Annotated in this window: 23 protein-coding genes; 10 read left to right on the top strand and 13 right to left on the bottom strand. The window is 72.2% G+C overall.

Translation table 11 applies throughout. The annotated features are described in order from the left end of the window. Window positions 1-9: 9 nt before the first annotated feature. Window positions 10-1,203 carry a pyridoxal phosphate-dependent aminotransferase gene (locus ACFHWY_RS02395; RefSeq protein ID WP_416578388.1) on the bottom strand — a complete coding sequence of 398 codons (1,194 nt, stop codon included), beginning with the start codon at window positions 1,201-1,203 and terminating at the stop codon, window positions 10-12. 156 nt (window positions 1,204-1,359) lie between these two features. Here ACFHWY_RS02395 and glmS point away from each other — a divergent pair, with 156 nt between their 5' ends. Further along, window positions 1,360-3,273, top strand: coding sequence for a glutamine--fructose-6-phosphate transaminase (isomerizing) (gene glmS, locus ACFHWY_RS02400; RefSeq protein WP_416578389.1), 1,914 nt, complete (start codon window positions 1,360-1,362; stop codon window positions 3,271-3,273). Between the two features lie 12 nt (window positions 3,274-3,285). Here glmS and ACFHWY_RS02405 read toward each other — a convergent pair whose 3' ends face one another. Beyond that, window positions 3,286-4,905, bottom strand: a complete 1,620-nt coding sequence (locus ACFHWY_RS02405) for an alpha/beta hydrolase (RefSeq protein ID WP_416578390.1) — start codon at window positions 4,903-4,905, stop codon at window positions 3,286-3,288. Next, window positions 4,902-5,198, bottom strand: coding sequence for a hypothetical protein (locus ACFHWY_RS02410; RefSeq protein ID WP_416578391.1), 297 nt, complete (start codon window positions 5,196-5,198; stop codon window positions 4,902-4,904). Before ACFHWY_RS02410 ends, ACFHWY_RS02405 begins: the two co-directional genes overlap by 4 nt. 207 nt (window positions 5,199-5,405) lie before the next feature. On the opposite strand from ACFHWY_RS02410, the gene ACFHWY_RS02415 reads away from it, so the two are divergent. The 5 genes from ACFHWY_RS02415 (at window position 5,406) to ung (ending at window position 10,375) form a co-directional block, all read left to right on the top strand. Further along, window positions 5,406-6,875 (top strand): NAD(P)H-hydrate dehydratase, encoded by a 1,470-nt coding sequence (locus tag ACFHWY_RS02415; RefSeq protein WP_416578392.1) that lies wholly within the window; start codon window positions 5,406-5,408, stop codon window positions 6,873-6,875. Between the two features lie 42 nt (window positions 6,876-6,917). After that, window positions 6,918-8,036, top strand: a complete 1,119-nt coding sequence (gene alr / locus ACFHWY_RS02420; protein ID WP_416578393.1) for an alanine racemase — start codon at window positions 6,918-6,920, stop codon at window positions 8,034-8,036. Beyond that, the gene (locus tag ACFHWY_RS02425; protein ID WP_416578394.1) at window positions 8,033-9,136 is read left to right on the top strand and encodes an alpha/beta fold hydrolase; all 1,104 of its coding nucleotides are present in this window, start codon (window positions 8,033-8,035) and stop codon (window positions 9,134-9,136) included. The genes alr and ACFHWY_RS02425 overlap by 4 nt, the downstream gene beginning before the upstream one ends. Then, complete coding sequence (gene tsaE, locus ACFHWY_RS02430; protein ID WP_416578395.1) at window positions 9,133-9,612, top strand: tRNA (adenosine(37)-N6)-threonylcarbamoyltransferase complex ATPase subunit type 1 TsaE; 480 nt, start codon at window positions 9,133-9,135, stop codon at window positions 9,610-9,612. The genes ACFHWY_RS02425 and tsaE overlap by 4 nt, the downstream gene beginning before the upstream one ends. A 61-nt stretch (window positions 9,613-9,673) precedes the next feature. Then, window positions 9,674-10,375, top strand: a complete 702-nt coding sequence (ung, locus tag ACFHWY_RS02435; RefSeq protein ID WP_416578396.1) for a uracil-DNA glycosylase — start codon at window positions 9,674-9,676, stop codon at window positions 10,373-10,375. Window positions 10,376-10,393: 18 nt separating this feature from the next. Here ung and ACFHWY_RS02440 read toward each other — a convergent pair whose 3' ends face one another. Both ACFHWY_RS02440 and ACFHWY_RS02445 read right to left on the bottom strand, forming a co-directional pair. Beyond that, window positions 10,394-10,807 (bottom strand): hypothetical protein, encoded by a 414-nt coding sequence (locus ACFHWY_RS02440; RefSeq protein ID WP_416578397.1) that lies wholly within the window; start codon window positions 10,805-10,807, stop codon window positions 10,394-10,396. Then, a complete protein-coding gene (locus ACFHWY_RS02445) occupies window positions 10,756-11,088 on the bottom strand; it encodes a helix-turn-helix domain-containing protein (RefSeq protein WP_416578398.1) in 333 nt (110 codons plus the stop codon). The genes ACFHWY_RS02440 and ACFHWY_RS02445 overlap by 52 nt, the downstream gene beginning before the upstream one ends. Window positions 11,089-11,342: 254 nt before the next feature. On the opposite strand from ACFHWY_RS02445, the gene tsaB reads away from it, so the two are divergent. Genes tsaB through ACFHWY_RS02465 form a run of 4 tightly spaced genes read left to right on the top strand, consistent with a single transcriptional unit; the run spans window position 11,343 to window position 13,791 of the window. After that, window positions 11,343-12,020: a tRNA (adenosine(37)-N6)-threonylcarbamoyltransferase complex dimerization subunit type 1 TsaB gene (gene tsaB, locus ACFHWY_RS02450; protein WP_416578399.1), complete on the top strand. Its 678-nt coding sequence runs from the start codon at window positions 11,343-11,345 to the stop codon at window positions 12,018-12,020. Next, window positions 12,017-12,469 (top strand): ribosomal protein S18-alanine N-acetyltransferase, encoded by a 453-nt coding sequence (gene rimI / locus ACFHWY_RS02455; RefSeq protein ID WP_416578400.1) that lies wholly within the window; start codon window positions 12,017-12,019, stop codon window positions 12,467-12,469. The genes tsaB and rimI overlap by 4 nt, the downstream gene beginning before the upstream one ends. 6 nt (window positions 12,470-12,475) lie before the next feature. Continuing rightward, entirely contained in the window at window positions 12,476-13,522 is a 1,047-nt protein-coding gene (tsaD, locus tag ACFHWY_RS02460) for a tRNA (adenosine(37)-N6)-threonylcarbamoyltransferase complex transferase subunit TsaD (RefSeq protein ID WP_416578401.1), read from the top strand. Between the two features lie 14 nt (window positions 13,523-13,536). Beyond that, window positions 13,537-13,791: a hypothetical protein gene (locus ACFHWY_RS02465; protein WP_416578664.1), complete on the top strand. Its 255-nt coding sequence runs from the start codon at window positions 13,537-13,539 to the stop codon at window positions 13,789-13,791. Window positions 13,792-13,830: 39 nt separating this feature from the next. Here the strand turns inward: ACFHWY_RS02465 and ACFHWY_RS02470 are convergent, their stop codons facing one another. The 8 genes from ACFHWY_RS02470 to ACFHWY_RS02505 form a co-directional block, all read right to left on the bottom strand. Then, window positions 13,831-15,483 (bottom strand): copper resistance CopC/CopD family protein, encoded by a 1,653-nt coding sequence (locus ACFHWY_RS02470; RefSeq protein WP_416578402.1) that lies wholly within the window; start codon window positions 15,481-15,483, stop codon window positions 13,831-13,833. Window positions 15,484-15,504: 21 nt separating this feature from the next. Continuing rightward, a complete protein-coding gene (locus ACFHWY_RS02475) occupies window positions 15,505-16,242 on the bottom strand; it encodes a DUF4142 domain-containing protein (protein WP_416578403.1) in 738 nt (245 codons plus the stop codon). Between the two features lie 148 nt (window positions 16,243-16,390). Further along, window positions 16,391-17,572 (bottom strand): ROK family protein, encoded by a 1,182-nt coding sequence (locus ACFHWY_RS02480; RefSeq protein WP_416578404.1) that lies wholly within the window; start codon window positions 17,570-17,572, stop codon window positions 16,391-16,393. A gap of 27 nt (window positions 17,573-17,599) precedes the next feature. Further along, window positions 17,600-18,859 (bottom strand): sugar ABC transporter permease, encoded by a 1,260-nt coding sequence (locus tag ACFHWY_RS02485; protein WP_416578405.1) that lies wholly within the window; start codon window positions 18,857-18,859, stop codon window positions 17,600-17,602. Then, entirely contained in the window at window positions 18,856-19,674 is an 819-nt protein-coding gene (locus ACFHWY_RS02490; RefSeq protein ID WP_416578406.1) for an ATP-binding cassette domain-containing protein, read from the bottom strand. The genes ACFHWY_RS02485 and ACFHWY_RS02490 overlap by 4 nt, the downstream gene beginning before the upstream one ends. A gap of 104 nt (window positions 19,675-19,778) precedes the next feature. Next, a complete protein-coding gene (locus tag ACFHWY_RS02495; RefSeq protein ID WP_416578407.1) occupies window positions 19,779-20,873 on the bottom strand; it encodes a sugar ABC transporter substrate-binding protein in 1,095 nt (364 codons plus the stop codon). Between the two features lie 202 nt (window positions 20,874-21,075). After that, window positions 21,076-21,552, bottom strand: a complete 477-nt coding sequence (gene ybaK / locus ACFHWY_RS02500; protein WP_416578408.1) for a Cys-tRNA(Pro) deacylase — start codon at window positions 21,550-21,552, stop codon at window positions 21,076-21,078. A 27-nt stretch (window positions 21,553-21,579) separates the two neighbouring features. Continuing rightward, entirely contained in the window at window positions 21,580-22,824 is a 1,245-nt protein-coding gene (locus ACFHWY_RS02505) for a THUMP-like domain-containing protein (RefSeq protein ID WP_416578409.1), read from the bottom strand. Window positions 22,825-22,960 lie beyond the last annotated feature (136 nt).

The following is a 22,960-nucleotide window of genomic DNA, read 5'->3' on the forward strand; positions in this document are numbered from 1 at the left end:
TGCCCCCGGTCACCGGCGCTGCTGCGCCCCGCGCAGCCGGGCGACCGCTTCGGTGAGCACCTCGGGACGCTTGCAGAAGGCGAACCGGATCAGCCGGCGTCCGGCCTCGGAATCGTCGTAGAAGACCTGGGTGGGTACGGCCACCACGCCACAGCGCTCGGGCAGCGTGCGGCAGAACTCGACGCCGTCGTGCCCGCCGACGGCGGTGATGTCGGCGGTCACGAAGTACGTCCCCTCCGGCGCGAGCACGTCGAAGCCGGCCTCGGTCAGCCCGCCGACCAACTGGTCCCGGCGGGCCTGCAGGCCCGCCCGGAAGCCGGTGAAGTAGGCGTCGGGCAGCGCGAGCGCCACCGCGACCGCGGGTTGCAGGGGCGCGGCGTTGACGAAGGTGAGGAACTGTTTGACCCGCAGTACCGCCGACACCAGCGCCGCCGGCCCGCTGGCCCATCCCACCTTCCAGCCGGTGCAGGAGAAGGTCTTGCCGGCCGAGGAGATCCGTAGGGTGCGTTCCCACATGCCTGGCAGGGTGGCCAGCGGCACGTGCCCGCTCGGAGCGTCGGTGAAGGCCAGATGCTCGTACACCTCGTCGGTCACCGCGTACGCGCCGTGTTCCTTGCACAGCCCGGCGATCAGCGACAGTTCGGCCGGGGTGAACACCTTGCCGGTCGGGTTGTGCGGGGAGTTGAGCAGCACCAGCCGGGTGCGGGGGCCGAAGGCGGCGTGCAGCGCGGCCGGGTCGAAGGCGTACCGCCCGTCCGGGTCGGGACGGAGGGTGACCGCTCGCCGCACCGCGCCGGCCAGCGCGATCGAGGCGGCGTACGAGTCGTAGTACGGCTCGAAGCAGACCACCTCGTCGCCGGGCTCGCAGAGGGCGAGAATTGCGGCGGCGACCGCCTCGGTGGCGCCCGCGGTGACCACGACCTCGCCGTCCGGGTCGTACTCCAACCCCCAGAACCGGTGTTGGTGTGCCGCCACTGCCGCGCGTAGCACGGGGACGCCGGCACCCGGCGGGTACTGGTTGTGGCCGGTACGCAGCGCCTCGGCCGCGCTGGCGAGCATCTCCGGTGGGCCGTCGGTGTCCGGGAATCCCTGTCCGAGGTTGACCGCGCCGGTACGCACGGCGAGGGCGGACATCTCGGCGAAGATCGTGGTCCCGAACGGGCGCATCCGGGTCACCAGCGGGTCGACATCGGTGCTTGTCACGTCCGACAGGGTACGGGTGCACCCGTTGATACCGCCTGGATCTGCCTGCGTGCTCCACGACCTTGCTTACCGTCATCTCCCTATCGCTCAAATTGCATGATTGTTCACCCGCCTTTCGAGCAGACATCGTGAGCGGAACTGGCTAGGCTTTCACCCATGTGTGGAATCGTGGGTTATGCCGGTGGCCGGCCGGCACTCGGCATCGTGCTCGACGGCTTGCGGCGGCTGGAGTACCGGGGCTACGACTCGGCCGGCGTAGCCGTCGCCTGCGATGGGGAACTGCTCACCGAGAAGAAGGCCGGCAAGCTGGCCAACCTGGAGAAAGTCCTCTCCGAGCGGGCCGCCGAGGACCCGAGCGGCTGCGGCGCCAGCCCGATCGGCATCGGCGACGGCACCACGGGCATCGGGCACACCCGGTGGGCCACCCACGGCGGGCCGACGGACCGCAACGCCCACCCGCACCTGTCGCCCGACGGTCGGGTCGCGGTGATCCACAACGGCATCATCGAGAACTTCGCGAAGCTCCGCACCGAACTGGAGGACGACGGCGTCCAGTTCCTCAGCGACACCGACACCGAGTGCGCCGCGCACCTGCTTGCCGGGGCCCTGGCGGACCTGCGCTCGGCCGGCCAGCCGGACGGTCCGCAGCTGCTCGCCGCCGCTATGCGGGTGGTCTGCCAGCGCCTGGAGGGCGCCTTCACGCTGCTCGCCGTGGACGCGGCGGTGCCCGGCGCGGTGGTCGGCGCACGCCGCAACTCACCGCTGGTGGTCGGCCGAGGCATCGGAGAGAACTACCTCGCCAGCGACGTCGCCGCCTTCATCGAGCACACCCGCGAGGCGGTCGAGCTGGGCCAGGACCAGATCGTCCTGATCACCGCCGACAGCATCGAGATAACCGACTTCGAGGGGCAGCCCGCCAGCGGCAAGGACTTCCACATCGACTGGGACTCCTCAGCCGCCGAGAAGGGTGGCTACGACTGGTTCATGCTCAAGGAGATCGAGGAGCAGCCGCAGGCGGTCGCCGACACGCTGCTCGGCCGCCTGACCGAGACCGGCGAGATCATGCTCGACGAGGTCCGGCTCAGCGACCAGGACCTGCGTGACGTCGACAAGATCTTCATTGTCGCCTGTGGTACCGCGTACCACTCGGGCCTGGTGGCCAAGTACGCCATCGAGCACTGGACCCGGATCCCCTGTGAGGTGGAGCTGGCCAGCGAGTTCCGCTATCGCGACCCGGTGCTCGACCGGTCCACCCTGATCGTGGTGATCTCGCAGTCCGGCGAGACGATGGACACCCTGATGGCGCTGCGGCACGCCAAGGAGCAGAAGGCACGGGTGCTGGCCATCTGCAACACCAACGGCTCCACAATTCCCCGAGAGTCCGACGCGGTGCTCTACACCCACGGCGGGCCGGAGATCGCCGTCGCCTCCACCAAGGCGTTCCTCACCCAGCTCGCCGCCTGCTACCTGATCGGCCTGCACCTGGCCCAGGTGCGCGGCGTCAAGTTCGCCGACGAGGTGGCGGCCGTGGTGGAGCAGCTGCACCAGGTGCCGGACAAACTGCGGGACCTGCTCGGGCGGATCGAGCCGGTCCGTGAGCTGGCCCGGGAGCTGCGATCCGAACCAACGGTGCTGTTCATCGGGCGGCACGTCGGCTACCCGGTGGCGCTGGAGGGTGCGCTGAAGCTCAAGGAGTTGGCGTACATGCACGCTGAGGGCTTCGCCGCGGGCGAGCTGAAGCACGGCCCGATCGCGCTGATCGACCACGGCACCCCGGTGATCTGCGTGGTGCCGTCGCCCGTCGGCCGCGGGCTGCTGCACGACAAGGTCGTCTCCAACATCCAGGAGGTACGCGCCCGAGGCGCACGGACCATCGTGATCGCCGAGGAGGGCGACGAGTCCGTCGTCCGCTACGCCGACCACCTGATCTACGTGCCGCGTACCCCGACGCTGCTCGCTCCGCTGGTCACCACCGTGCCGTTGCAGGTGTTCGCGGCCGAGATCGCCGCTGCCCGGGGGCACGACGTCGATCAGCCGCGAAACCTCGCCAAGTCTGTCACCGTGGAGTAGCCCTCGGTGACGTCACTGGCCGAGCACGATCCGGGCCATGCCGTCCAGGGCCGGGTTGGCCGGATCCCAGTAGCCGGTGTGGCCGTGCCGGCCGCTGGGGAAGCTCCGGCCGCCGAAGGACGGCTCGGCCGGGTCACGCCCGAACCAGCGTTCGTCGTCCGGGCCGTCCAGTAGCCCCGCGATCGTGCCCATCGGGTAGGCACCGAGCACCGCCTGCCGGGCCAGGTCGCCCGGCGGTCGGGTCAGCCGGATCACGTCGTCCGGAGCGGTGCTGGCCCAGACCTGCCCGGGCGGCATCCCCAGCTCGGTCGCGTGCGCCACACCCACCCCGGGTGAGCCGACGAAGACCAGTGCGTCCGCGGCCAGTCCATGATCGCGTGCGGCTGTGCCGACCACCAGTGACCCGTAGCTGTGCCCCAGCACGGTTTGTCGCGCCGACGGCCCGTCGTGGCTGGCCCGCAGCCCTTCCTGGAAGCGATGCAGCGCATCGCCGGCCGCGCGAGCCTGACCGTCCCCGGCCGCCTCGTGCAGGAAGTCCGGGGCGTCGTAGTCCAGCCAAAGAACGGCCGAGGTCTGCTCACCCGGCGCCAGCTCGGCGCAGCGGGCCAGCACCCGCGCCGCCCGGCCCAGCTCGCCGGTGGCGTCGTCGAGCCCGGAGCCCATGCCCGGCACGTAGGTCAGGACGTCGGTGGCCCGGTCGGGATTGCCCAGCGCCACCACCGCCCGTCCCTCGCCGCCGACGTCCAGTCCCAGCAGGTACGCCCGCGGCGGGTGGGGTGACTCCAGCCGGACGGCGAGCGCGTCCAGGCCGGCCAGGGCCGCCTCGACGCCACGCAGCCCGGCCATCTCCAAAGGCCCGCGTGGCACCCGCGTCAGCAGCTGGTCCCACCGGGAGAGCAGGGCCGACCGCCGGGTGTCGAGCAGCAGCCGGTTGGCCTGATCACGGTCGGCGGGCGGCACCCCGTCGAGCCGGCCGACCAGCTCGGACTCGTGCGTCACCAGCCAGCGGCGCTCGGCCGGCGTGAGCCCGGACCACCACAGGTGCACCAGAGCGGGGTCGGCGTCCACGGCGGGCCGGTCCGGTGGCGGCCGGGCCAGCCAGCCCGAATCGGCCCCCTCGGACAGCCGGGCGAGGCGCGCGGCGGCCTCACGGTCGGCCGCGGCGGCCAGGTCTAGGGCGTCCCGTAGGGCCGTGCCCACCTGGACCACGGTGGGACCGGCGCGGTGCGCCGGCACCCGAGCGGGGTCGGGGCGTACCCCGCCCCAGCGGTCGATCAGCACGCCTGCGGTGTCGGCGAGGGCCACCACGTCGGCCAGCCGGGCCCGCGCGGCCACCAGCCGAGCGGCGAACTCGGCGAGCACCTGGTCGGTCTCGATCGCCACCGGGGCCAGCGCGGCCAACTCCGCCCGTAGCCCGGACAGCCGCGCATCGGCGGACCCGGCGGCCGGACCCGACCAGCCGGAGCGCAGCGCCGCGGCGCCGTCGGCCAGTTCGCCGGCCCGCCGCCCGGCCAGCCCGGCCAGGCTCGCCCAGGCCGTCCCGGCGGCCCGCCAGGCCGCCGGATCTGCCGTCCACAACTGGGCGTACCCGACCTGTCCCGGCGTCACGCGGGTCGGCGTCGGCGCGGTCATTGGGGCAGGATTGAGAGCCGCGCGGCGGCCCGTTCGTCCACCGACTCGTACGCTGCGGCGGCGGCCCGCACCGCGTCGCCGGTCTCCGCCACCCGGGAACCGAGCCGCCCGGCCCAGGCGTGCACGGACGCCTCCAGCGTGGCCAGCGCCTGCGCCGCCAACCAGTGCGGCGCCGGTGCCGCCAGCCCCGGCGCACCGGCCAGCCCGTGGGCCAGCCGGTAGCCGGTGTCGCCCAGTGACCGCCCCGTCCGGTGCAGCAGCTCCGGTCGTACGGTCAACTCCTCGTCGGCCATCGGCCCCTCCCACCCCCGTTACCACGACTCCGACGACGCTAGGCGGCACCGGACGATCCGTCGTGCCCTGTGGACAACCGACGACGGGCGTGCCTCCTGGTCGTCCACAGGCGTAGCCAGGTTCGCGGCCGACGGGCTATCTTGCCGCCCGCCCGCCGGTAGGGTGGGCCGCGTGATCGCCGATCGACGCGCCGAACGGGGTGTGGCATGAGACCGGTCTGGCGGGTGGCGGACATCCGCGCGGCGGAGGCGGCACTGATGGCCACCGTGCCGCCCGGCACGCTGATGCACCGCGCCGCCGCCGGACTGGCCCGGCGCTGTGCGCTGCTGCTCGCCGGCCGGGGCGGCGTGTACGCCGCCCCGGTGCTGCTGCTCGTCGGCTCCGGCGACAACGGCGGTGACGCACTGTACGCCGGTGCCCGCCTGGCGCGGCGCGGCGCGGCCGTGTCAGCTCTGCTGTTGCGCCCGCAGCGCGTTCACGCCGAAGGGCTGGCCGCGCTGCGCAGTGCCGGTGGGCGGATCGTGGACCGCCCGCCGGCCCTGCTCGACCTGGTGCTCGACGGGATCGTCGGGATCGGCGGCCACGGTGGCCTGCGGGACAGCGCCGAGCAGCTGGCGGCGAGCCTGTCGACACATCGCGGGCGCGACGGTACCCGGGCGACGGTGGTGGCGGTGGACGTGCCCAGCGGCGTCGCGGTCGACACCGGCGCGGTGCCGGTGACCGGGTCCGGCCGAGCCAACGCGGTACGTGCCGACGTGACGGTGGCCTTCGGCGCGCTGAAGCCGGCCCTGGCGGTCGGACCCGCCGCGGCACTGGCCGGCCAGGTGGAACTGGTCGACATCGGATTGACTGCATGGTTACGGGCCAGCCCGGCGCTGCACGTGGTGGAGCGCTCGGACGTGGCCGACTGGTGGCCCACCCTCGCCGCCGTCGCCGAGAAGTACAGCCGGGGCGTGGTCGGGGTCGCCACCGGTTCCGCGACGTACCCCGGTGCGGCGGTGCTCTCCGTCGGTGGCGCGCTGGCCGGCCCGACCGGCCTGGTCCGGTACGCCGGGAGCGCCCGGGACGAGGTGCTGCGCGACCACCCTTCGGTGATCGCGACCGGCCGGGTAGCCGACGCCGGCCGGGTCCAGGCGTGGGTGTGCGGTTCGGGGCTCGGCACCGGCCAGCAGGCAGCGGCTGAGCTGCGGGCGGTGCTCGCCGCGCCGGTGCCGGTGGTGCTGGACGCCGACGCGCTGACCCTGCTGGTGGACGGCTCCCTCGCCGACCAGTTGCGTCGGCGGGACGCACCGATCGTGGTCACCCCGCACGATCGGGAGTTCGCCCGGCTCTGCGGCGAGGAACCCGGCGCCGACCGGGTCGCCGCGGCGCTGCGGCTGGCCGCCTGGATGAACGCGGTGGTCCTGCTCAAGGGGGACCGCACGGTGATCGGCACGCCGGACGGCCGGGCGTACGTCAACCCGACGGGCACGCCGGCACTGGCCACCGGGGGCACCGGCGACGTGCTGGCCGGCCTGCTCGGGTCGCTGCTCGCGGCGGGACTGCCCGCTGAGCGGGCCGCCTCGGTGGCGGCGTACCTGCACGGGCTTGCCGGCCGGGCTGCGGCCCGGAGCGGCCCGGTGACCGCGCCGGACGTGGTCGCCGCGCTGCGCCCGGTGCTGGCCGGCCTGACCTGAGTACCCGCCGCGGTGATCAGCGCGGAAAGTAGGCTGGTGGTCATGTGGCAGGCCGAAGTGCGGGTGAATCTTGACGCGATCCGGGAGAACGTCGACCGGCTGCGGACCGGCACGTCCGCCGAGTTGATGGCGGTGGTGAAGGGCGACGGCTACGGCCACGGCATGGTGCCGGCGGCCCGGGCCGCGCTCGACGCCGGAGCGGACTGGCTCGGCGTCTGCACCCTGGACGAGGCGCTGGCCCTGCGTGCGGCCGGCATCGACGTCCCCGTGCTGGCCTGGCTGCTCGCGCCGGGGTTGCCGCTGCACGCCGGCGTCACCGCCGGTGTCGACCTGGGCGCGGCGAGCCTCGTGCAGCTCGCTGAGATGATCGAGGCGAGTCGGATCGCCGGACGGCCGGCCCGGTTGCACCTGAAGATCGACACTGGGCTGGCCCGGGGTGGGGCTACCGTCGCCGACTGGCCCGCCCTAGTCGACGCCGCGGCTAAGGCGCAGGCCGACGGACTGGTGGAGGTGGTCGGGGTGTGGAGCCACTTCGTCCACGCGGACCTGCCCGGCCATCCGACCACCGATCGCCAGTTGGCCGTCTTCCACGAAGGGCTGGAACTGGTCGAGCGGTCCGGACTGCGCCCCCGCCACCGGCACCTGGCCAACTCGGCGGCCACGCTGACCCGACCCGACACCCACTTCGACCTGGTCCGCCCGGGACTGGCCGTCTACGGACTCTCTCCGGTCGCGGGCCAGACCTACGGGCTGCGCCCGGCGATGACTGCCAGAGCCCGGGTGATGTTGACTAAGCGTGTCCCGGCTGGCTCGGGCGTCTCGTACGGGCACACGTACACCACCGAGCGGGAGGCGAACCTGGCCGTGGTGCCACTCGGTTACGCCGACGGGGTGCCGCGGCACGCCTCGAACTCCGGCCCGGTGCAGCTCGGTGGAGTCCGGCGGACCATCTCCGGCCGGGTCTGTATGGATCAGTTCGTACTCGACTGCGGCGACGACCCGGTGGCCGCCGGCGACGTGGTCACCCTGTTTGGCGACGGCATCGACGGCGGGCCCACCGCCGACGACTGGGCTGAGGCGGTCGGCACCATCAACTACGAGATCGTCACCCGGTTCGGCAGCACCCGGGTACCCAGGGTCTACGACGGCTGCCCGACATGACGGCTTGGCGTGTTCCCCGGCCCCGGACCACCGTGGGGAAGGCGGCCGGTGTGGTCGGTGCGGCGCTCGGCGTGGCCGCCGCCGGGCTGGCCGCCGGCGTCGCCACGGAACGCGCCCTGGTCCGCCGGTTCAAGGCCGACCCGGCCGACCCGAACGCCGACGCGGTCTTCGGCGAGCAGCGGTCCGACGCGGTGTACCGGCTGGAGATGCCCGACGGCACCGACATCCACGTCGAGGTCGTCGAGCCGACCCGGCCGCTCGCCGACAATCCGACAGTGGTGCTGGTGCACGGCTTCTGCCTGGACATGGGCACCTTCCACTTCCAGCGCAAGATGCTGGCGCAGCGGGGCGAGCACCGGATCGTCGCGTACGACCAGCCCGGGCACGGCCGGTCGGGGCGGTTGGAGAGCGGCGAGTACGACCTGGTCGCGCTCGGACACACGCTCCGCCGGGTGATCGACGAGGTGGCACCGGACGGGCCGCTCGTGCTGGTCGGCCACTCGATGGGCGGCATGACCATCATGTCGCTGGCCGAGCTGTTCCCGGAGATGTTCGGCGACCGGGTGGTGGGCACGGTACTCATGGCCACCTCCGGTGGGCTGGTGTCGGAGACGAAGCTGGTCGCGCCCGCTCTGCTCGGCCGGGTCGGCGCACCGGTGCTCTACGTGGCCGGCAACGTGACCCGGTACGGCGGGCCGGTGATCGACCGGGCCCGCAGGTCGACCAAGAACGTGGCCTGGCTGCTCACCCGCAGGTACGGCTTCGGCACCCCCAACCCGAGCCCGGCACTGGTGTCCTACGTCGAGCAGATGAACTCGCGTACCTCCGCCGACACGGTGACCCGCTACCTGCGTACGCTGGCCACCCATTCCCGGTTCCCCGCGCTGGCCGCGTTGGAGGGCACGCCGGTTCTGGTGGTCGTCGGGGACAAGGACATGATCACACCGCTGATTCATTCGGAGCAGATCGTCCGGCGACTGCCGCACGCCGAGTTCGTCCAGATCCCCGACAGCGGGCACGTGGTGATGCTGGAGCACGCCGACGAGGTCAACATCGCGCTGAGCCGTTTCCTCGACACCTGCGAGCGGGACGAGCGGTGAGCCCGTTCGACCTGCCGACCGTCGCGGACACGCACGCGTTCGGCCGACGGTTGGCGCAGGTGCTGCGCGCCGGTGACCTGGTGTTGCTCACCGGCCCGCTCGGCGCCGGCAAGACGGCGTTGACCCAGGGGATCGGGGCCGGGCTCGGGGTGCTCGGTGGCATCACCTCGCCGACCTTCGTGATCGCCCGGGTACACCGGCCCGATCCGGTGGCCGGGCTCGGGGTGGCGCTGGTGCACGCCGACGCGTACCGGCTGGGGGCCGCCAACGACCCACGGGCCGAGATCGACGACCTCGATCTGGACGCCTCGGTGGAGGAGTCGGTGACCGTGGTCGAGTGGGGCGAAGGGCTGGTCGAGCAGTTGGTCGACGCCCACCTCTGGATCCGGCTCGACCGGCGCGACGACGACACCCGGGTCGCCGCGCTGGCACCGGTCGGCGGCGACTGGGCACAGCGCCTCGCGACCCTGAGCTGAGCGCTGTCGTACCCACTGCCTAAAGTGCCCGGAGAACGATCCGACCGGTGAAAGGCCGCCGATGCCCGACGACGCCCCCGCTCTCGACCTGCTGGCTCTGCTTCCCGACGAGTGGCGTGCGGTGCTCGCCCCGCATCTCGATCCGGCCGGCACGGCCGCGCTGGCCGGCTTCGTCGCCGGTGAGTACGCGACGCAGACGGTCTACCCGCCGGTGGAGGACCTGTTCTCGGCCTACCGGCTCTGCGCGCCAGCGGCCTGCCGGGTGCTGATCCTCGGGCAGGATCCCTACCACCGGGCCGGCCAGGCGCACGGGTTGAGCTTCAGCGTCCGCGCGGGAGTCGGCGTCCCGCCGTCGTTGCGCAACGTCTTCAAGGAGTTGGGCGAGGATCTCGGCGTGCCGAAGCCGCGCAGCGGCAACCTCGACGGCTGGGCGGCGCAGGGCGTGCTGTTGCTCAACTCAGTGCTGACCGTGCGGCAGGGCACCCCCGGTTCGCACGCCAACCGCGGTTGGGAACAGTTCACCGATGCGACCATTCGGGCCCTCGACGCGCTGGACCCGCGGGTGGTGTTCCTGCTCTGGGGTGGCTATGCACGCAAGAAGGCGGCGCTGGTCAGTAACCCGCAGCACGTGGTCCTGGAGGCGGGGCACCCCAGCCCGATGAACCCGCGCGGGTTTCTCGGCAGCCGCCCGTTCAGTGCGACCAACAAGGCACTGGCCGACGCCGGCCTGCCCACCATCGACTGGGAGCGTCCGGCCGCCTGAACGCCAGCAGAGCCGGGTTCAGGAAGCCCAACGGCGCCGGTAGCGGTCCAGCAACTCGGCCGCGCGTCGGTCGGTCAGCTCCACCTCGATCAGCGGCACCGCCCGGTAAATCCGCTCGCCGTGGCGGATCTCGATCGGCTCGGGAGGCTCGTCGGACATTGCCGCCCGATTCACGCCGTGCCGGGTCCGCCACCGGTGTTCGCCCGGCTCTTCCGGCTCCGGGTGCAGCCCACCCCACTCGCCCCACCGTGCACTCCAACGCTGGGCGTAAACGGAGTTCAGCCACCTGGTGAAGGCGGCGGAGTCGCGCCAGCGCACGGCGATCTCGACCGCCTCGCTGGGTACGGGCGCACCCTGGAGGATCGCCGCGGTGCAGCCGGTCAGCAGGTACGGCAGGTCGCCGAGCGAGGTGAGCAGGCGGTCCAGCCGCAACTCCTCGATTCGTTCCGACAGTGGACGGGCCGCCAGTGTTTCAGGTGTGCGGCGAGGTGTGCGTCGAGCGGCTCGACCGTCACCGCGAGTTGCCGATCCAGTGCCGCCAGGACCCGCTCGACCAGCGCGAGACTCGGCACCCGGTGCCCCTTCTCAAGGTTCGCCAGGGTGCCCTGGCTCACTCCCGCCAAGTCGGCAAGGGCGCGCTGGGTCAGTTGCTGGCCCTCCCGCTCCCGTCGGAGCGCGTTGGCGATCTGAGCGGCGAGCCGGCCCTCGGTCATCCGAGATGATCGCCCACCCGAGCTGGTCGCGCGACCCCCTCCAGGCGGGCGAGGATCGTGTCTCCGAGAGCGTGATGTCACACAGGCATATAGATGTCTGTGTGACATCACGTCCAGCAGAGATGTGCCTCGTCGTTCCGTTGCGGAGAGCCACGCGCAGCGGCGGTCGAGGCAGGGCGTCACCGGAGGCAGGGCGTCACCGGAGGCGGTGCGGTGCGGTGCGGTGCGGTGCGGTGCGGCTAGGCTGGCTCATTGTGCTCGTACTCGTGATGGACAGCTCGACGCCGGCGGTGACCGCGGCGTTGGTCGACGTCACCACGAGGGCGGTCGAGATCCGGGCGCACCGCCGCACGGTCGATGCCCGGGCGCACGGCGAACTGCTCGCCCCGCAGGTGGACGCGGTTCTGGCCGAGGCTGAGGCCCGCCCGGCCCACCTTGGCGCGATCGTGGCCGGGCTCGGTCCCGGCCCGTTCACGGGGCTGCGGGTGGGCCTGGTCACCGCCGCAACGATGGGCCAGGTACTCGGCATCCCGGCGTACGGTGTCTGCTCGCTGGACGCCATCGGTCATCCGGCGGCGGCCGGCGAGCCGGTGCTGGCCGCGAGCGACGCGCGACGCAGGGAGATCTACTGGGCGGTCTACGACGGTGCGGGTCGACGCCTGGTCGGGCCGGAGGTCGGCGCGCCGACGGTGGTGGTCGACCAGGCTCGGGTGCTGGGCGCCACGACTGCGGTCGGCGACGGCGCTCACCGCTACGCCGAGGCCCTGGGCCTGCCGCTGCGGGCCGAGCCGCGTTACCCGGAGGCAGGCGCGTTGGCTGCTCTCGCCGCCGAGCGGATCCGCGCCGGCGCACCCGGCGATCCATTGACCCCGCTCTACCTGCGCCGGCCGGACGCGGTGGCGGCCTCCGCGCGCAAGCCGGTCCTGCCGTGAGCCCGGTGCATCCGGCCCCGTTCCGCTGGTGGCACATCGACGAGGTGCTGCCGATCGAAGTGGATCTCTTCGGCGCCGAGCAGTGGTCTGCGGCGATGTTCTGGAACGAGTTGTCCCACGGGCACTACTACCTGGTGGCGACCGATGGTGACGGCACGGTGCTCGGCTACGCCGGCCTGGCGGTCGCCCCGCCCGACGAGGCGTGGGTGCAGAACATCGCGGTCCGGCGCGCCGCGCAGCGTCGCGGGGTCGGGCGGATGTTGCTGGAAGCGTTGCTCGCCGAGGCCAACCGACTCGGGGTGCGCGCGGTGCTGCTGGAGGTCGCCGCGGACAACGCGCCAGCGCAGCGGCTCTACGCGACGTACGGGTTCGAGCCGATCGGCGTGCGGCGGGGCTACTACCAACCGAGCAACACCGACGCGTTGGTGATGCAGCGCATCGAGGACTGAGTATCCATGGCTGACGAACCACTGATCCTCGGCATCGAGACCTCGTGCGACGAGACCGGCGTCGGCATCGTACGCGGACACACCCTGCTCGCCGACGCGCTGGCATCCAGTGTGGAGCAGCACGCCCGGTTCGGAGGAGTGGTGCCCGAGGTGGCCAGCCGGGCGCACCTGGAGGCCATCGTGCCGACCATGCGGCGGGCACTGGCCGAGGCCGGGCTGACCCTCGCCGACATCGACGCGATCGCGGTCACCGCGGGCCCCGGCCTGGCCGGTGCGCTGCTGGTCGGCGTGGCAGCGGCCAAGGGGTACGCGGTCGCCGCCGAGAAGCCCGTCTACGGCGTCAACCACCTGGCCGCGCACGTCGCCGTGGACACCCTGGAACACGGGCCGTTGCCGGAGCCGGTGGTCGCGATGCTGGTCTCCGGCGGGCACTCGTCCCTGCTCCTGGTCGACGACCTGGCCCGCGGGGTGACCCCGCTGGGCGCCACCATCGACGACGCGGCCGGCGAGGCGTTCGACAAGGTGGCCCGCCTGCTCGGCCTGCCGTTCCCGGGTGGCCCGTACATCGACCGGGAGGCCAGGGCCGGCGACCCGGCGGCGATCGCCTTCCCGCGCGGGCTGACCGCCGCCAAGGATCTCGCGGCGCACCGCTACGACTTCTCCTTCTCCGGGCTGAAGACCGCGGTGGCCCGCTGGGTGGAGGCACGGCAGCGGGCCGGCGAGCCGGTTCCGGTCGCCGACGTCGCCGCGTCCTTCCAGGAGGCGGTCTGCGACGTGCTGCTCGGTAAGGCGCTGGATGCCTGTCGCACCCACGGAATCGGGACCCTGGTGATCGGCGGGGGAGTGGCGGCCAACTCGCGGCTGCGGGCGATGGCCGAACAACGGGCCGCCCGACACGACATCCGGGTGCGCGTTCCCCGACCCGGACTCTGCACCGACAACGGCGCGATGGTGGCGGCGCTTGGCGCGCACCTGGTCGCCTCGGGTGTCGCGCCGAGCCGGCTCGACCTGCCTGCGGATTCGGCCATGCCGCTGACCACGATCAGCGTGTGAGGGAGGACGGCGACGTGATCGTACGGATGTGGGAGGCGCGAGCGGAGTCGTACGCGCTCGCCGACCTGATCACCTGGGTCTGCGACACCGGCCTGCCCGACTTCGAACACGACCCGCTGCACCTGTCCAGTGAGGTTTTCTCCTCCACCGACCACCGGGTGGTGGTGATCTCCAAGTGGCGAAGCAGCCCACGCTCACTGCCGGATCCGCCGGTGATGCTGCTGGCCCGCGCTCCACACTCCTGGGACTTCACCCAGGTCGACCGCTGAACCGGCGCACCGCTGGACCAACTGACCCGCTGGACCCGCTCAGCGGATGGTCACCGTCGTGGTGGCGGTGGAGCGGTCGATCTCGCTGGTCCGGGCGGTGATGCGCAGCGTCCACTCGCCGGCGGCCGGGAAGTGGACCTCGGCGCTGGCGTGGTGCGGCTCCAGCGCGTCGACCTCGACGGTGATCGGCTCGATGCCGGCCGCCGGCAGCGCGGCGGTGACGGTCCACTCCGCCACCGGCAGCTCCTTCGCCTGCGGGGTGTAGACGTAGGCGTGCAGGCTGTTCGCGGTGCCGGCGACTGCCGGGTAGACATCGAACTGGAGCGTGAACAGGTCGGTGCTGAGTGACTGGGCGACACCCTCCCGGGTCACCCCGTCGGCCGAGGTGCCGGATGTGCGGCCGGGCGGGGTCTGCACGAGCACCGCGGTCAGCGCCAGCACCACCGCTGTCGCGGCGAGTTCGACGCCGGCCGCCCGGGCGATCCGTCGGGGTCGACCGGCGGCGGCCTGCCGGCTGATCAGTCGCCGCTGACCGGCCGCCACGACCAGGACCCCGGCCAGCAGCGCCGCCTTGGCACAGAGCAGTTGGCCGTAGGTGCTGCCGAGCAGCGCCGACGGCCGGCCCAGTTCGATCGCGGCCTGGCCGAGCCCGGCGGCGACCAGCCAGGCCACCGCGAAGGTGGCCAATCTTGACCAGGCGGGCAGGAGCCGGCCGAGAACCCGTTCGTGGGTGCCCCTGAGCAGGAACATGGTGAGGGCGATCAGGCCGCCCAGCCAGACGGCCACCCCGGCGACGTGCAGGGTACCCAGCACGATGCTCACCGGCGGCAGCGGCGAGGCGATCGGGTGTCCGGCCAGCGGCCAGGTGGTCATGCCTGCCAGGCCCACCACGGCCAGGCCCACGGCCGGCGCACCGCCCCGTGCTCGGCCTGCGGTGCCACGTACGACCGCTGGGACCAGGGCCGCGGCCAGGCCGACCAGGGCCAGCCGGGCGAGCAGCACGGACCCGATGTCACTGTCCGCGACCGCCCGTAGGTCCGCCGGGGTCAGCTGCCCGGTCGGCGCGCCAACCACCTGGGCGGCCTGCCCGACCCAGGTGCCCACCGTGCCGACGGCGAGCAGACCGAGCCCGAGCAGCGTCACGGTCGTAGCGCTCCGCCGGGAGCGGCGGCGGGGCCACATGGTGGCGATGAGTAGCGGGGGGCCGACCGCCAGGACCAGGCCCAGATAGCCGACGTACTTGGCCGTCGGCACCAGTGCCCCGGCCGGGTTCTCGGACTCCGTCGGCGGCGTCGGCGGAGTCGCCGACGGTGCGCCGGCCGCGAAGGTGAAGCTGCCGGCGACCGGATGACTGTCGGCCGAGATGACGCGGTAGCTGACCAGATAGGTGCCGAGTGGACGGTCGGCGGGTCGCAGAGCGATCCGCATGGTCCGATTCCGGACCTCCGGCTCGCCGATGCTGATTCGCTTGCCGTCGGGCGCGAGGACCTGTACCCGGCCGGGTACCACCCCGATTGTCTCGCTGAAGGTCACCAGCACCTCGCGTGGCGCGTACCCGAGGACTTCGTCGCGCTGCGGGGTGGTGGCCACCACGACGGCGTGCGCCGCCACCGGGCCGGCCGGGCCCAGGGCGGCGCACAACGAAACCAGGGTCAGCCCGAGCAGGGCAGCGGCCCGGGTACGGGTGGCCATCGCGGTTCGTGTGTTGGCGGGTCAGCTACGCCGGAACATCCGGTACGTGAGGAAGCCACCGGTGCCGAGCGCGCCGAGGAAGATCGCCCAGATCAGGGTGTTGCTGACACCGATCTGCGGTCCGGTGTTGGCCGAAGCGGCGGCCAGCAGGCCGTCGTCACCGGGCGCGGGCAGCGCGGCGGGCGGCAACTCCGCCCAACGGACCAGCCCGGTGCTCTCCAGCATCGTCAGGTGGTTGCCGACGAATGTGTTCGCCGAGTTGGCCAGGTCGCGGATGACCGGGTTGCGGGTGCTTGACCGGACCGCGCCGATGACCGGGAAGATCTTGCCGTGGGCGACCCGCAGCCGGGTGACGAAGATCTGGTCGAAACGGGCGCCCTGGGCGTCCTTCATCTCCGTGAGCCAGCCCTGCTGCTCCGCGGTGGGCGCGTTCGGGATGATCGCGCCCAGTTCGTTGGCGGCATCCACGGTGATCCGGTCCAACTCCTCGTGCTGCCGGGCGAGCTCCGCGCCGATCTCGCGGACGACCCGCGACTGGCCCTTCTCGGCGGCCATCAGCCCGGCCGGCATCTCCCAGAGCCCGGCCAGCCGTACCCCGTCGAGCAGGGCCTGGTCGGCGGCGTTGAGTTGCTGCCCGGCGGGGGCGGCGAGCGCCACGCCCGGTAGCAGACCGATGCCTGCGGCGATCATGATGAGTAGCACCGCCAAGCGACGGGACCGATTGCCCTGCCGGCGACGAGCGGAATCCAGCGGTGCCATGTCTGCGGCGCCTCCTCGGACGAGAACCGATCGTATGAGCGACGGACATCCGAACCTGTCGGCCCGCCCGTCCGCACATTGGTACGGATGGTTCGCCTGATCAGTTCATGAGTTGGTGAAACCGTCTCGCGGACGGGGCCGGTCGAGCTCAGCTGACGTCGAGCGGGTCGGCGAGCAGCCGGTCGAAGGCGAGTTCGGCTGCACCGACCAGCGGGGCGTCCCCGCCGAGCTTGGGCGTGCGCAGCCGCACGTGCTCCAGGCAGGCGGGCAGTCCGTTGGAGTTGAGCCGGCTGCGCATCTGGGCGGCGGCGGCCAGGTAGAGGTCGCGCATGGTGCCGCCGAAGATGACCATCTCCGGGTTGAAGATGTTGACCAGGTTGGCGACGCCGAAGCCGAGCCACTCGCCAGCCTGGCGTACCGCGGTCTGGGCCCGGGCGTCACCGCGGTCGGCGGCGTCGAAGACGGCCAGCATCGCGTCCCGACCCCGGGCGTCGGAGCGGCCGGCGGCCCGGAGCAGTCCGTGCTCGCCGATCTCGGTCTCCCAACAGCCGCGGTTGCCGCACTCGCAGCGGGCCCCGTCGCGGACCACCACCATGTGCCCGACCTCGCCGCTGTAGCCGCCGTGCCCGGTCAGTCTCCGCCCACCGGCGATGATCCCGGCACCCACTCCGACGTCGCCGTAGAGGTAGATGACGTTGTCGCAACCGGCCGCCGCGCCACGGGCGTGCTCGGCGAAGGCGGCGACATCGGCCACATTGCCCACCGTCACCGGCACGTCGACGCCGAGTTCCGCGCCGAGTGCCGCGCCGATCGGCTCGTCCACCCAACCGGTGGTCGGCCCGAGGCGGACCAGACCGTCGTCGCGGCGCACCATGCCGCAGACCGCCACTCCGGCGCCGACGCAGACGGTGCCTGCCGGCAGCGCCTGCTGCATGTCCTTGACCGCCCCGGCCAACAGCGGTGCGGCCTCGGTGGCCGTGAGACCGCGTGGCCGGTCCAGCTCCCGGCGGTCGAGCACCGCACCGCCCAGACCGACCCGCGCGACCCGCAGCCGGTCCACCTCGATGCTGTACGCGTACGCGAACACCCGGTCCGACTCGGGCCGGACGACCAGCGATGGTCGCCCGGCCCGACCGGTTTCCTTCGGCGCGCCCTCACTCACCAGGCCGGCCGCGGCGAGGTCGGCGGTGAGCGCACCGATGGTGCTCCGGTTCAGCCCCAGCGTGGTGGTCAACTCCGCCCGCGTGGTGGCGCCGTGCAGGTGCACGTGGCGCAGCAGGGCGCCGAGATTCTGCCGACGGATCTCGTCCTGGCTCGGTCCTACTCGCATCGGATGTGACTTCTCCGGTGGAGCGGATCAGCGGCTGCCGCTGGCGGCGGCCCGTCGTCGGGACAGCGCGTCGACGCTGGCTGCCAGCAGCAGCACCACACCGGTGACCACATACTTGACGCCAGAGCTGTAGCCCATCAGTCCCATGCCGTTGTCGATCACCGCGACCACCGCGCCGCCGAGCACCGCGTCGAGGACGCGCCCCTTGCCGCCGAACAGGCTGGTGCCGCCGATCACGGCCGCGCCCACCGCGTAGAGCAAAACGTTGCTGCCCCCGGTGTTCGGGTCGACGGAGTTGGCCCGACTGGCGGCCACTATGCCGCCGATCGCGGCCATGGTGGAGCAGATCATGAAGACCGAGATGCGGATCCGGTCCACGTTGATGCCAGCGCGGCGGGCGGCCTCCTTGTTGCCGCCGACCGCGTAGATGTGCCGGCCGTAGCTGGTGCGCTGGAGCACAAAGGTCCAGACGATGAGCAGCACGGCGATGATCGGTACGACGATCGGCACGCCCTTGAGCGAGCTGAACAGGACGTTGCGGCTGCGTTCCAGATTGAGCACGTAGACCGCGAGGCCGAGGGTGACCGCCAGCCCGCCGATCCGGGCCAACACCACCGCGATCGGGTCGGTGACCAGGCTCCGCGCGGCGCGACTGCGGTGACGCCGCAGCTGAATGCCGGCGTACCCGACAATGGCCAGGGCGGCGAGCGCCCAGCCGAGCAGCGGTGGCAGGTTGCGGTTGGCGATCGCCACCAACACCGAATCGCGTACCGAGATGTTGCGTCCCTCTTCCATTAGCAGCAGCACCACGCCCTGGAAGGCCAGGAAGCCGGCCAGGGTGACCACGAAGGAGGGAATGCCGATCTTGGCGACCAGGAGGCCGAGCATCGTGCCGATCGCCATGCCGGTGAGCACGGCGGCGGCCACCGCGACGTACCAGGGGTATCCGAGCACGGTGACCACGTTGGCCAACACCGCCGCGCAGACGCCGCTGGCGAAGCCAGCCGAAAGGTCGATCTCACCCAACAGCAGGACGAAGACCAGACCCATCGCGATCAGGGTGACCGCCGCGCCCTGGGTGAACAGATTGGCGAGGTTGCCGGCGGTGAGGAACGATGGCCGCATGATCGAGAAGACCGTGCAGAGGACGAGTAGGCCGAGGACGGCGGGCAGGGCGCCGATGTCGCCGCCGCGTACCCGTCGCCAGTAGTCGAGGATGTGGCTGCCCACGGAGGGCGCCGAGGTGACGGCGGCGGGACCGTCCTGCTTGACGGCGGTGGTGCTCATGAGACGCCTCCCGTGGTGCTGCCGGCCGGCGCCGCGCCATTGCCGTTTATGGCCGGATCGCCGGTGAGCCCGTGCCCGCCGGAGCGACCGGCGGTGATCAGCTCGACCACCTGGGCGTGGGTGATGTCGGTGGTCTTCAGTTGGGCGACCATCTGGCCGAGGTAGAGCGCGGCGATCCGGTCGGAGACGGCGAAGACGTCGTTCATGTTGTGCGAGATCAGCACGACGGCCAAGCCGTTGTCGGCCAGCCGGCGGACCAGTTCGAGCACCTGGGCGGTCTGTGCGACGCCGAGCGCGGCGGTCGGCTCGTCCAGGATCACCAGCCGGCTGTTCCACAGCACCGCCTTGGCGATCGCCACTGTCTGGCGCTGGCCGCCGGAGAGGCTGGAGACCTGCTGACGCAGTGACTTGACGGTGCGCACGGAGAGCCCGGCCAGGGTCTCCGCGGCCATCTGCTCCATGGTGGGCTCGTCGAGGACGATCCCACTGCGCTTCTCCCGACCGAGGAACATGTTCTGCACGATGTCGAGGTTGTCGCAGAGCGCGAGGTCCTGGTAGACGACCTCGATGCCGAGCGATGCGGCGTCGCGTGGGCTGTGGATGCTGACCGGGCGGCCGTCGAAGACGAACTGTCCCGCGTCGGTGGGATAGATGCCGCTGATGCACTTGACCAGGGTCGACTTGCCGGCGCCGTTGTCACCGACGAGCGCGGTCACCTCGCCCGGGTAGGCGGCGAAGGCGACGTCGCGCAGGACCTGGACGGGACCGAAGCTCTTGTCGATCCCGCACAGCTCCAGCAGAGGGGTCGCGGACACGGGGTTCTCCTTATTCGCGGCGGGAGATCGGGGCCCGTCCGGTGGCGACGCGCCGCCCGGCACGGGGTTACCGTGCCGGGCGGCGCCGCCTAGGCGGGGTGCGGTCAGCTGATGCCCGCTTCGGTGCAGAGCGTGGCGAAGTCTGCGGTGCAGACCTCTTCCTTGGTCACGAAGCCGTCGGCGATGACGTCCTTGACGTTCTCCTTGTAGATCGCCGTCGGGGTGAGCAGGACGGACGGCACGTCACGGCCGCCCTCGGGGTCCTTCACCGTCTGGCCGGTGTCCTTGCGCTCGCCCTTGGCCAGCGCGATGGCCAGCTCGGCGGCGGCGTCGGCCTCCTGCTTGATCGCCTTGTAGACGGTCATGCACTGGTCGCCGGCGAGGATGTTCTGCAGGCCCTGCGGGGTGGCGTCCTGGCCGGTCACCGGGACCTTGCCGTTGAGCTTGTTCTTCTTCAGCACGGAGATGGCTGCGTTGCCGAGGCCGTCATTGGCGGCGAGGACACCGTCGATCTTGCCGCCCGCCTTCGTGAGCTGCTGCTCGAAGATCGTGGCGGCCTGCGCATTGTCCCAGTCCGGCACCGAGTCGTCGGCGACCTGGGTGTACTCGCCGGCGTCGAACTTCGGCTTGAGGATGGAGTCGTAGCCGTTCTTGAACAGGGTGGCGTTGTTGTCGGTCGGCGAGCCGTTCAGGTAGGCGATCGCCGGCTTCTGCACGCTCGCGTCGGTGAGGCACTTGACGAGGCCCTCGCCCTGGAGTTTGCCGACGGCCTCGTTGTCGAAGCTGACGTAGTACTCCGCCGAGCCGCCGAGGGTGAGGCGGTCGTAGTCGATGGTGGCGACGCCCTGTGACTTGGCCTTGTCGAGGACGGCCTTGCCGGTGCCGGAGTCCAGGTTCACGATCATCAGCGCGGTGACGCCACTCGTGATCATCTGGTCGGCGATGGTCTGGAACTGGGTTTTGTCGCCCTGTGCGTTCTGGATGTCGTAATCGACGCCGGCGGCCTGGAAGGCGGCCTGGAGGAACTTGCGGTCGGCGCCCTCCCAGCGGGCGGAGGACTTGCTGTCCGGCAGGATCACGCCGATCTTCGGGGTCTTGTCGGACCCGGCCTGGTCGCCGCCGGAGTTGTCGCCACAGGCCGTCAGGCTGCCGAGGGCCAGCATGCCCACGGTGCCGACGGCGAGGAAGCCCTTGCGCATGTGCAGGGTCCTTTCGAGGGTGGGGAAGGGTGTCGGTGTTGTTTTGTTGTGCCCGGCAACGTATTCCGCGTCAACTCACCAGCACAAGGGTGCGCCGGTCACGAGTTTGTTGTCGGCGGTAACAATTCAGCAACGCCCTCGACACAGTGCGGCCATCGGTCGTGCCACCGGGCCCGTCGGCCGTGCCTCCGGTCGAAGCCCGTCAGGTGGCGAGCGGAGCGGTGCGGGCGTCGGTGAGGGCGAGCAGATCCGTCGCAGCCAGCTCCACCTGGAGTCCCCGGCGGCCCGCCGAGACGTACACGGTGGGATGGTCCAGGGCGGAGACGTCGAGCACCGTGGGCAGGTGCCTGCGCTGCCCGAGCGGGCTGATGCCGCCGCGTACGTAGCCGGTGGCTCGCTCGGCCGCCGCACGTTCGGCCAGCGTGGCCCGCTTGCCACCCAGGACCGCCGCGAGGGCCTTGAGGTCCAGATCGCCGGTGACCGGCACCACCGCCACGGCCAGCGCGCCGTCGACCTCGGCCACCAGCGTCTTGAAGACCCGCTCCGGCGCGACTCCGAGCGCGGCGGCGACCAGGGCTCCGTAGTTCGGCGCGTGCACCGGGACGTCGTACGGGTGGGTGTGATGGGCGATCTTCCGCCTCGCCAGCAGCGCCGTCGCCGGCGTACTCCGTCCCGCCATGACCGTCAACCTATCCCCGGCCCGAGTTCACGTCGTCGGCCGGCAGACCAGCGCCGTCGGGGCGTCGGCGATCCGGGTGAGCACCACGCTCGCCGACTGGTCGCCGGCCAGCCGCAGGTCACGCCGGAGCCGTTCCGGTTCCAGCGCGGAGCCGCGCTTGAGGATCTCGACCCGGCCGACCCGGCGCTCCCGCAGCAGCGCCCGCAGCCGTTTAAGGGAGAACGGCAGCACGTCGGTCACCTCCAGGCAGCGGGCGTACGGGGTCGACGTCGCCCGGTCGGCGTAGAGATAGCCGATCATCGGGTCGGCCAGCGAGGCGTCCAGTTCAACGGCCAACTCGGCGACCAGGTGGGCGCGGACCACCGCCGGATCCGGGTCGTACAGGAAGCGGCGTACCGGCCCGACCGTCGCCTCTATCAGCCCCGATCCGGTCAGCTGGTGCACCGACTCGCCGCCGGCCCGGTGGTGACAGGGGGCCCCTGCACCACCTGAGGCGTTAGCAGGGGGCCCTTGCTTTAACACGGTCGCGCGGCGGGGCACCTCGGCCAGGGCGCCGCACCAGAGGGCCGCCTCGACAAGGTCGCCGTCGACGCTGACCCACTCGGCCTCGGCGTCGGCCGGGATCAGCGCGTGGTCGATACCCGGCGCCACCTTCACCACCGTGCGCGGCACCCGCTCGGCGAGACGGGTCACGAAATCCCACGGCGGCGAGCACGCGTACGGGTCGAAGATCCGGCGGCCGGACCCGGCCCGGCGCCGGGCCGGGTCACAGAAGACCGCCTCGACCCGGGCCGCGTCGAACGCGGTCGCGTCGCCACAATCGACGGTGAGGAGATCGGCCAGCCCGGCGGCCTGTGCGTTCGCCTCGGCCAGCGCGGCGGTGAGCGGGTCCGCCTCCACCGCGTACACCCGGATGCCGGTGCGGGCGGCGGCGAGCGCGTCGGCCCCCAATCCGCAGCCCAGGTCGGCCAGCGTGGTCACCCCGGCGGTACGCAGCCGCTGGGCGCGCCGGTCCGCGACGACCTGCCGGGTGGCCTGTTCCAGACCGGGCCGGGTGAAGAACATGTCGGTCGCCGCCGGCCCGAACTTGCCGACCGCCCGGCGGCGCAGCTCTGCCTGGGTCAGTGCCGTTGCCGCGAGTCCGCCGGGCACCCGGGCGCAGCGCAGCGCCGCCGCTGCGGCCAGCGGATCGCCGCCGGCCACCCGGGTCGCCGCGTCGAGCGCGGCCGACCCCTCGGGGGTGCGCAAGGCGGCGAAATGCTCCAGATCCACCCGCCCATTGTTCCGCCCCGCCCTGTCTGCCCTCCGTCCGGTCCGTCCGTGCCCCTGTCCGGCCCACCGTGCTCCCGGGAAACTCCGGCATCCGACGGAGAAGACGGGAGTGTGGCGACACGAGGGCGGCAGATTG

Origin of the sequence: Micromonospora sp. LOL_024 (genome assembly GCF_048060415.1) — a bacterium.
GTDB lineage: Bacteria > Actinomycetota > Actinomycetes > Mycobacteriales > Micromonosporaceae > Micromonospora.

Excerpts from the sequence above, each read along its gene's own strand:
- glmS (WP_416578389.1), top strand. The coding sequence starts at position 1,360 with ATGTGTGGAATCGTGGGTTATGCCGGTGGCCGGCCGGCACTCGGCATC.
- ACFHWY_RS02405 (WP_416578390.1), bottom strand. The coding sequence starts at position 4,905 with ATGACCGCGCCGACGCCGACCCGCGTGACGCCGGGACAGGTCGGGTAC.
- ACFHWY_RS02410 (WP_416578391.1), bottom strand. The coding sequence starts at position 5,198 with ATGGCCGACGAGGAGTTGACCGTACGACCGGAGCTGCTGCACCGGACG.
- ACFHWY_RS02415 (WP_416578392.1), top strand. The coding sequence starts at position 5,406 with ATGAGACCGGTCTGGCGGGTGGCGGACATCCGCGCGGCGGAGGCGGCA.
- alr (WP_416578393.1), top strand. The coding sequence starts at position 6,918 with ATGTGGCAGGCCGAAGTGCGGGTGAATCTTGACGCGATCCGGGAGAAC.
- ACFHWY_RS02425 (WP_416578394.1), top strand. The coding sequence starts at position 8,033 with ATGACGGCTTGGCGTGTTCCCCGGCCCCGGACCACCGTGGGGAAGGCG.
- ung (WP_416578396.1), top strand. The coding sequence starts at position 9,674 with ATGCCCGACGACGCCCCCGCTCTCGACCTGCTGGCTCTGCTTCCCGAC.
- ACFHWY_RS02445 (WP_416578398.1), bottom strand. The coding sequence starts at position 11,088 with ATGACCGAGGGCCGGCTCGCCGCTCAGATCGCCAACGCGCTCCGACGG.
- tsaD (WP_416578401.1), top strand. The coding sequence starts at position 12,476 with ATGGCTGACGAACCACTGATCCTCGGCATCGAGACCTCGTGCGACGAG.
- ACFHWY_RS02470 (WP_416578402.1), bottom strand. The coding sequence starts at position 15,483 with ATGGCCACCCGTACCCGGGCCGCTGCCCTGCTCGGGCTGACCCTGGTT.
- ACFHWY_RS02475 (WP_416578403.1), bottom strand. The coding sequence starts at position 16,242 with ATGGCACCGCTGGATTCCGCTCGTCGCCGGCAGGGCAATCGGTCCCGT.
- ACFHWY_RS02480 (WP_416578404.1), bottom strand. The coding sequence starts at position 17,572 with ATGCGAGTAGGACCGAGCCAGGACGAGATCCGTCGGCAGAATCTCGGC.
- ACFHWY_RS02485 (WP_416578405.1), bottom strand. The coding sequence starts at position 18,859 with ATGAGCACCACCGCCGTCAAGCAGGACGGTCCCGCCGCCGTCACCTCG.
- ACFHWY_RS02495 (WP_416578407.1), bottom strand. The coding sequence starts at position 20,873 with ATGCGCAAGGGCTTCCTCGCCGTCGGCACCGTGGGCATGCTGGCCCTC.
- ybaK (WP_416578408.1), bottom strand. The coding sequence starts at position 21,552 with ATGGCGGGACGGAGTACGCCGGCGACGGCGCTGCTGGCGAGGCGGAAG.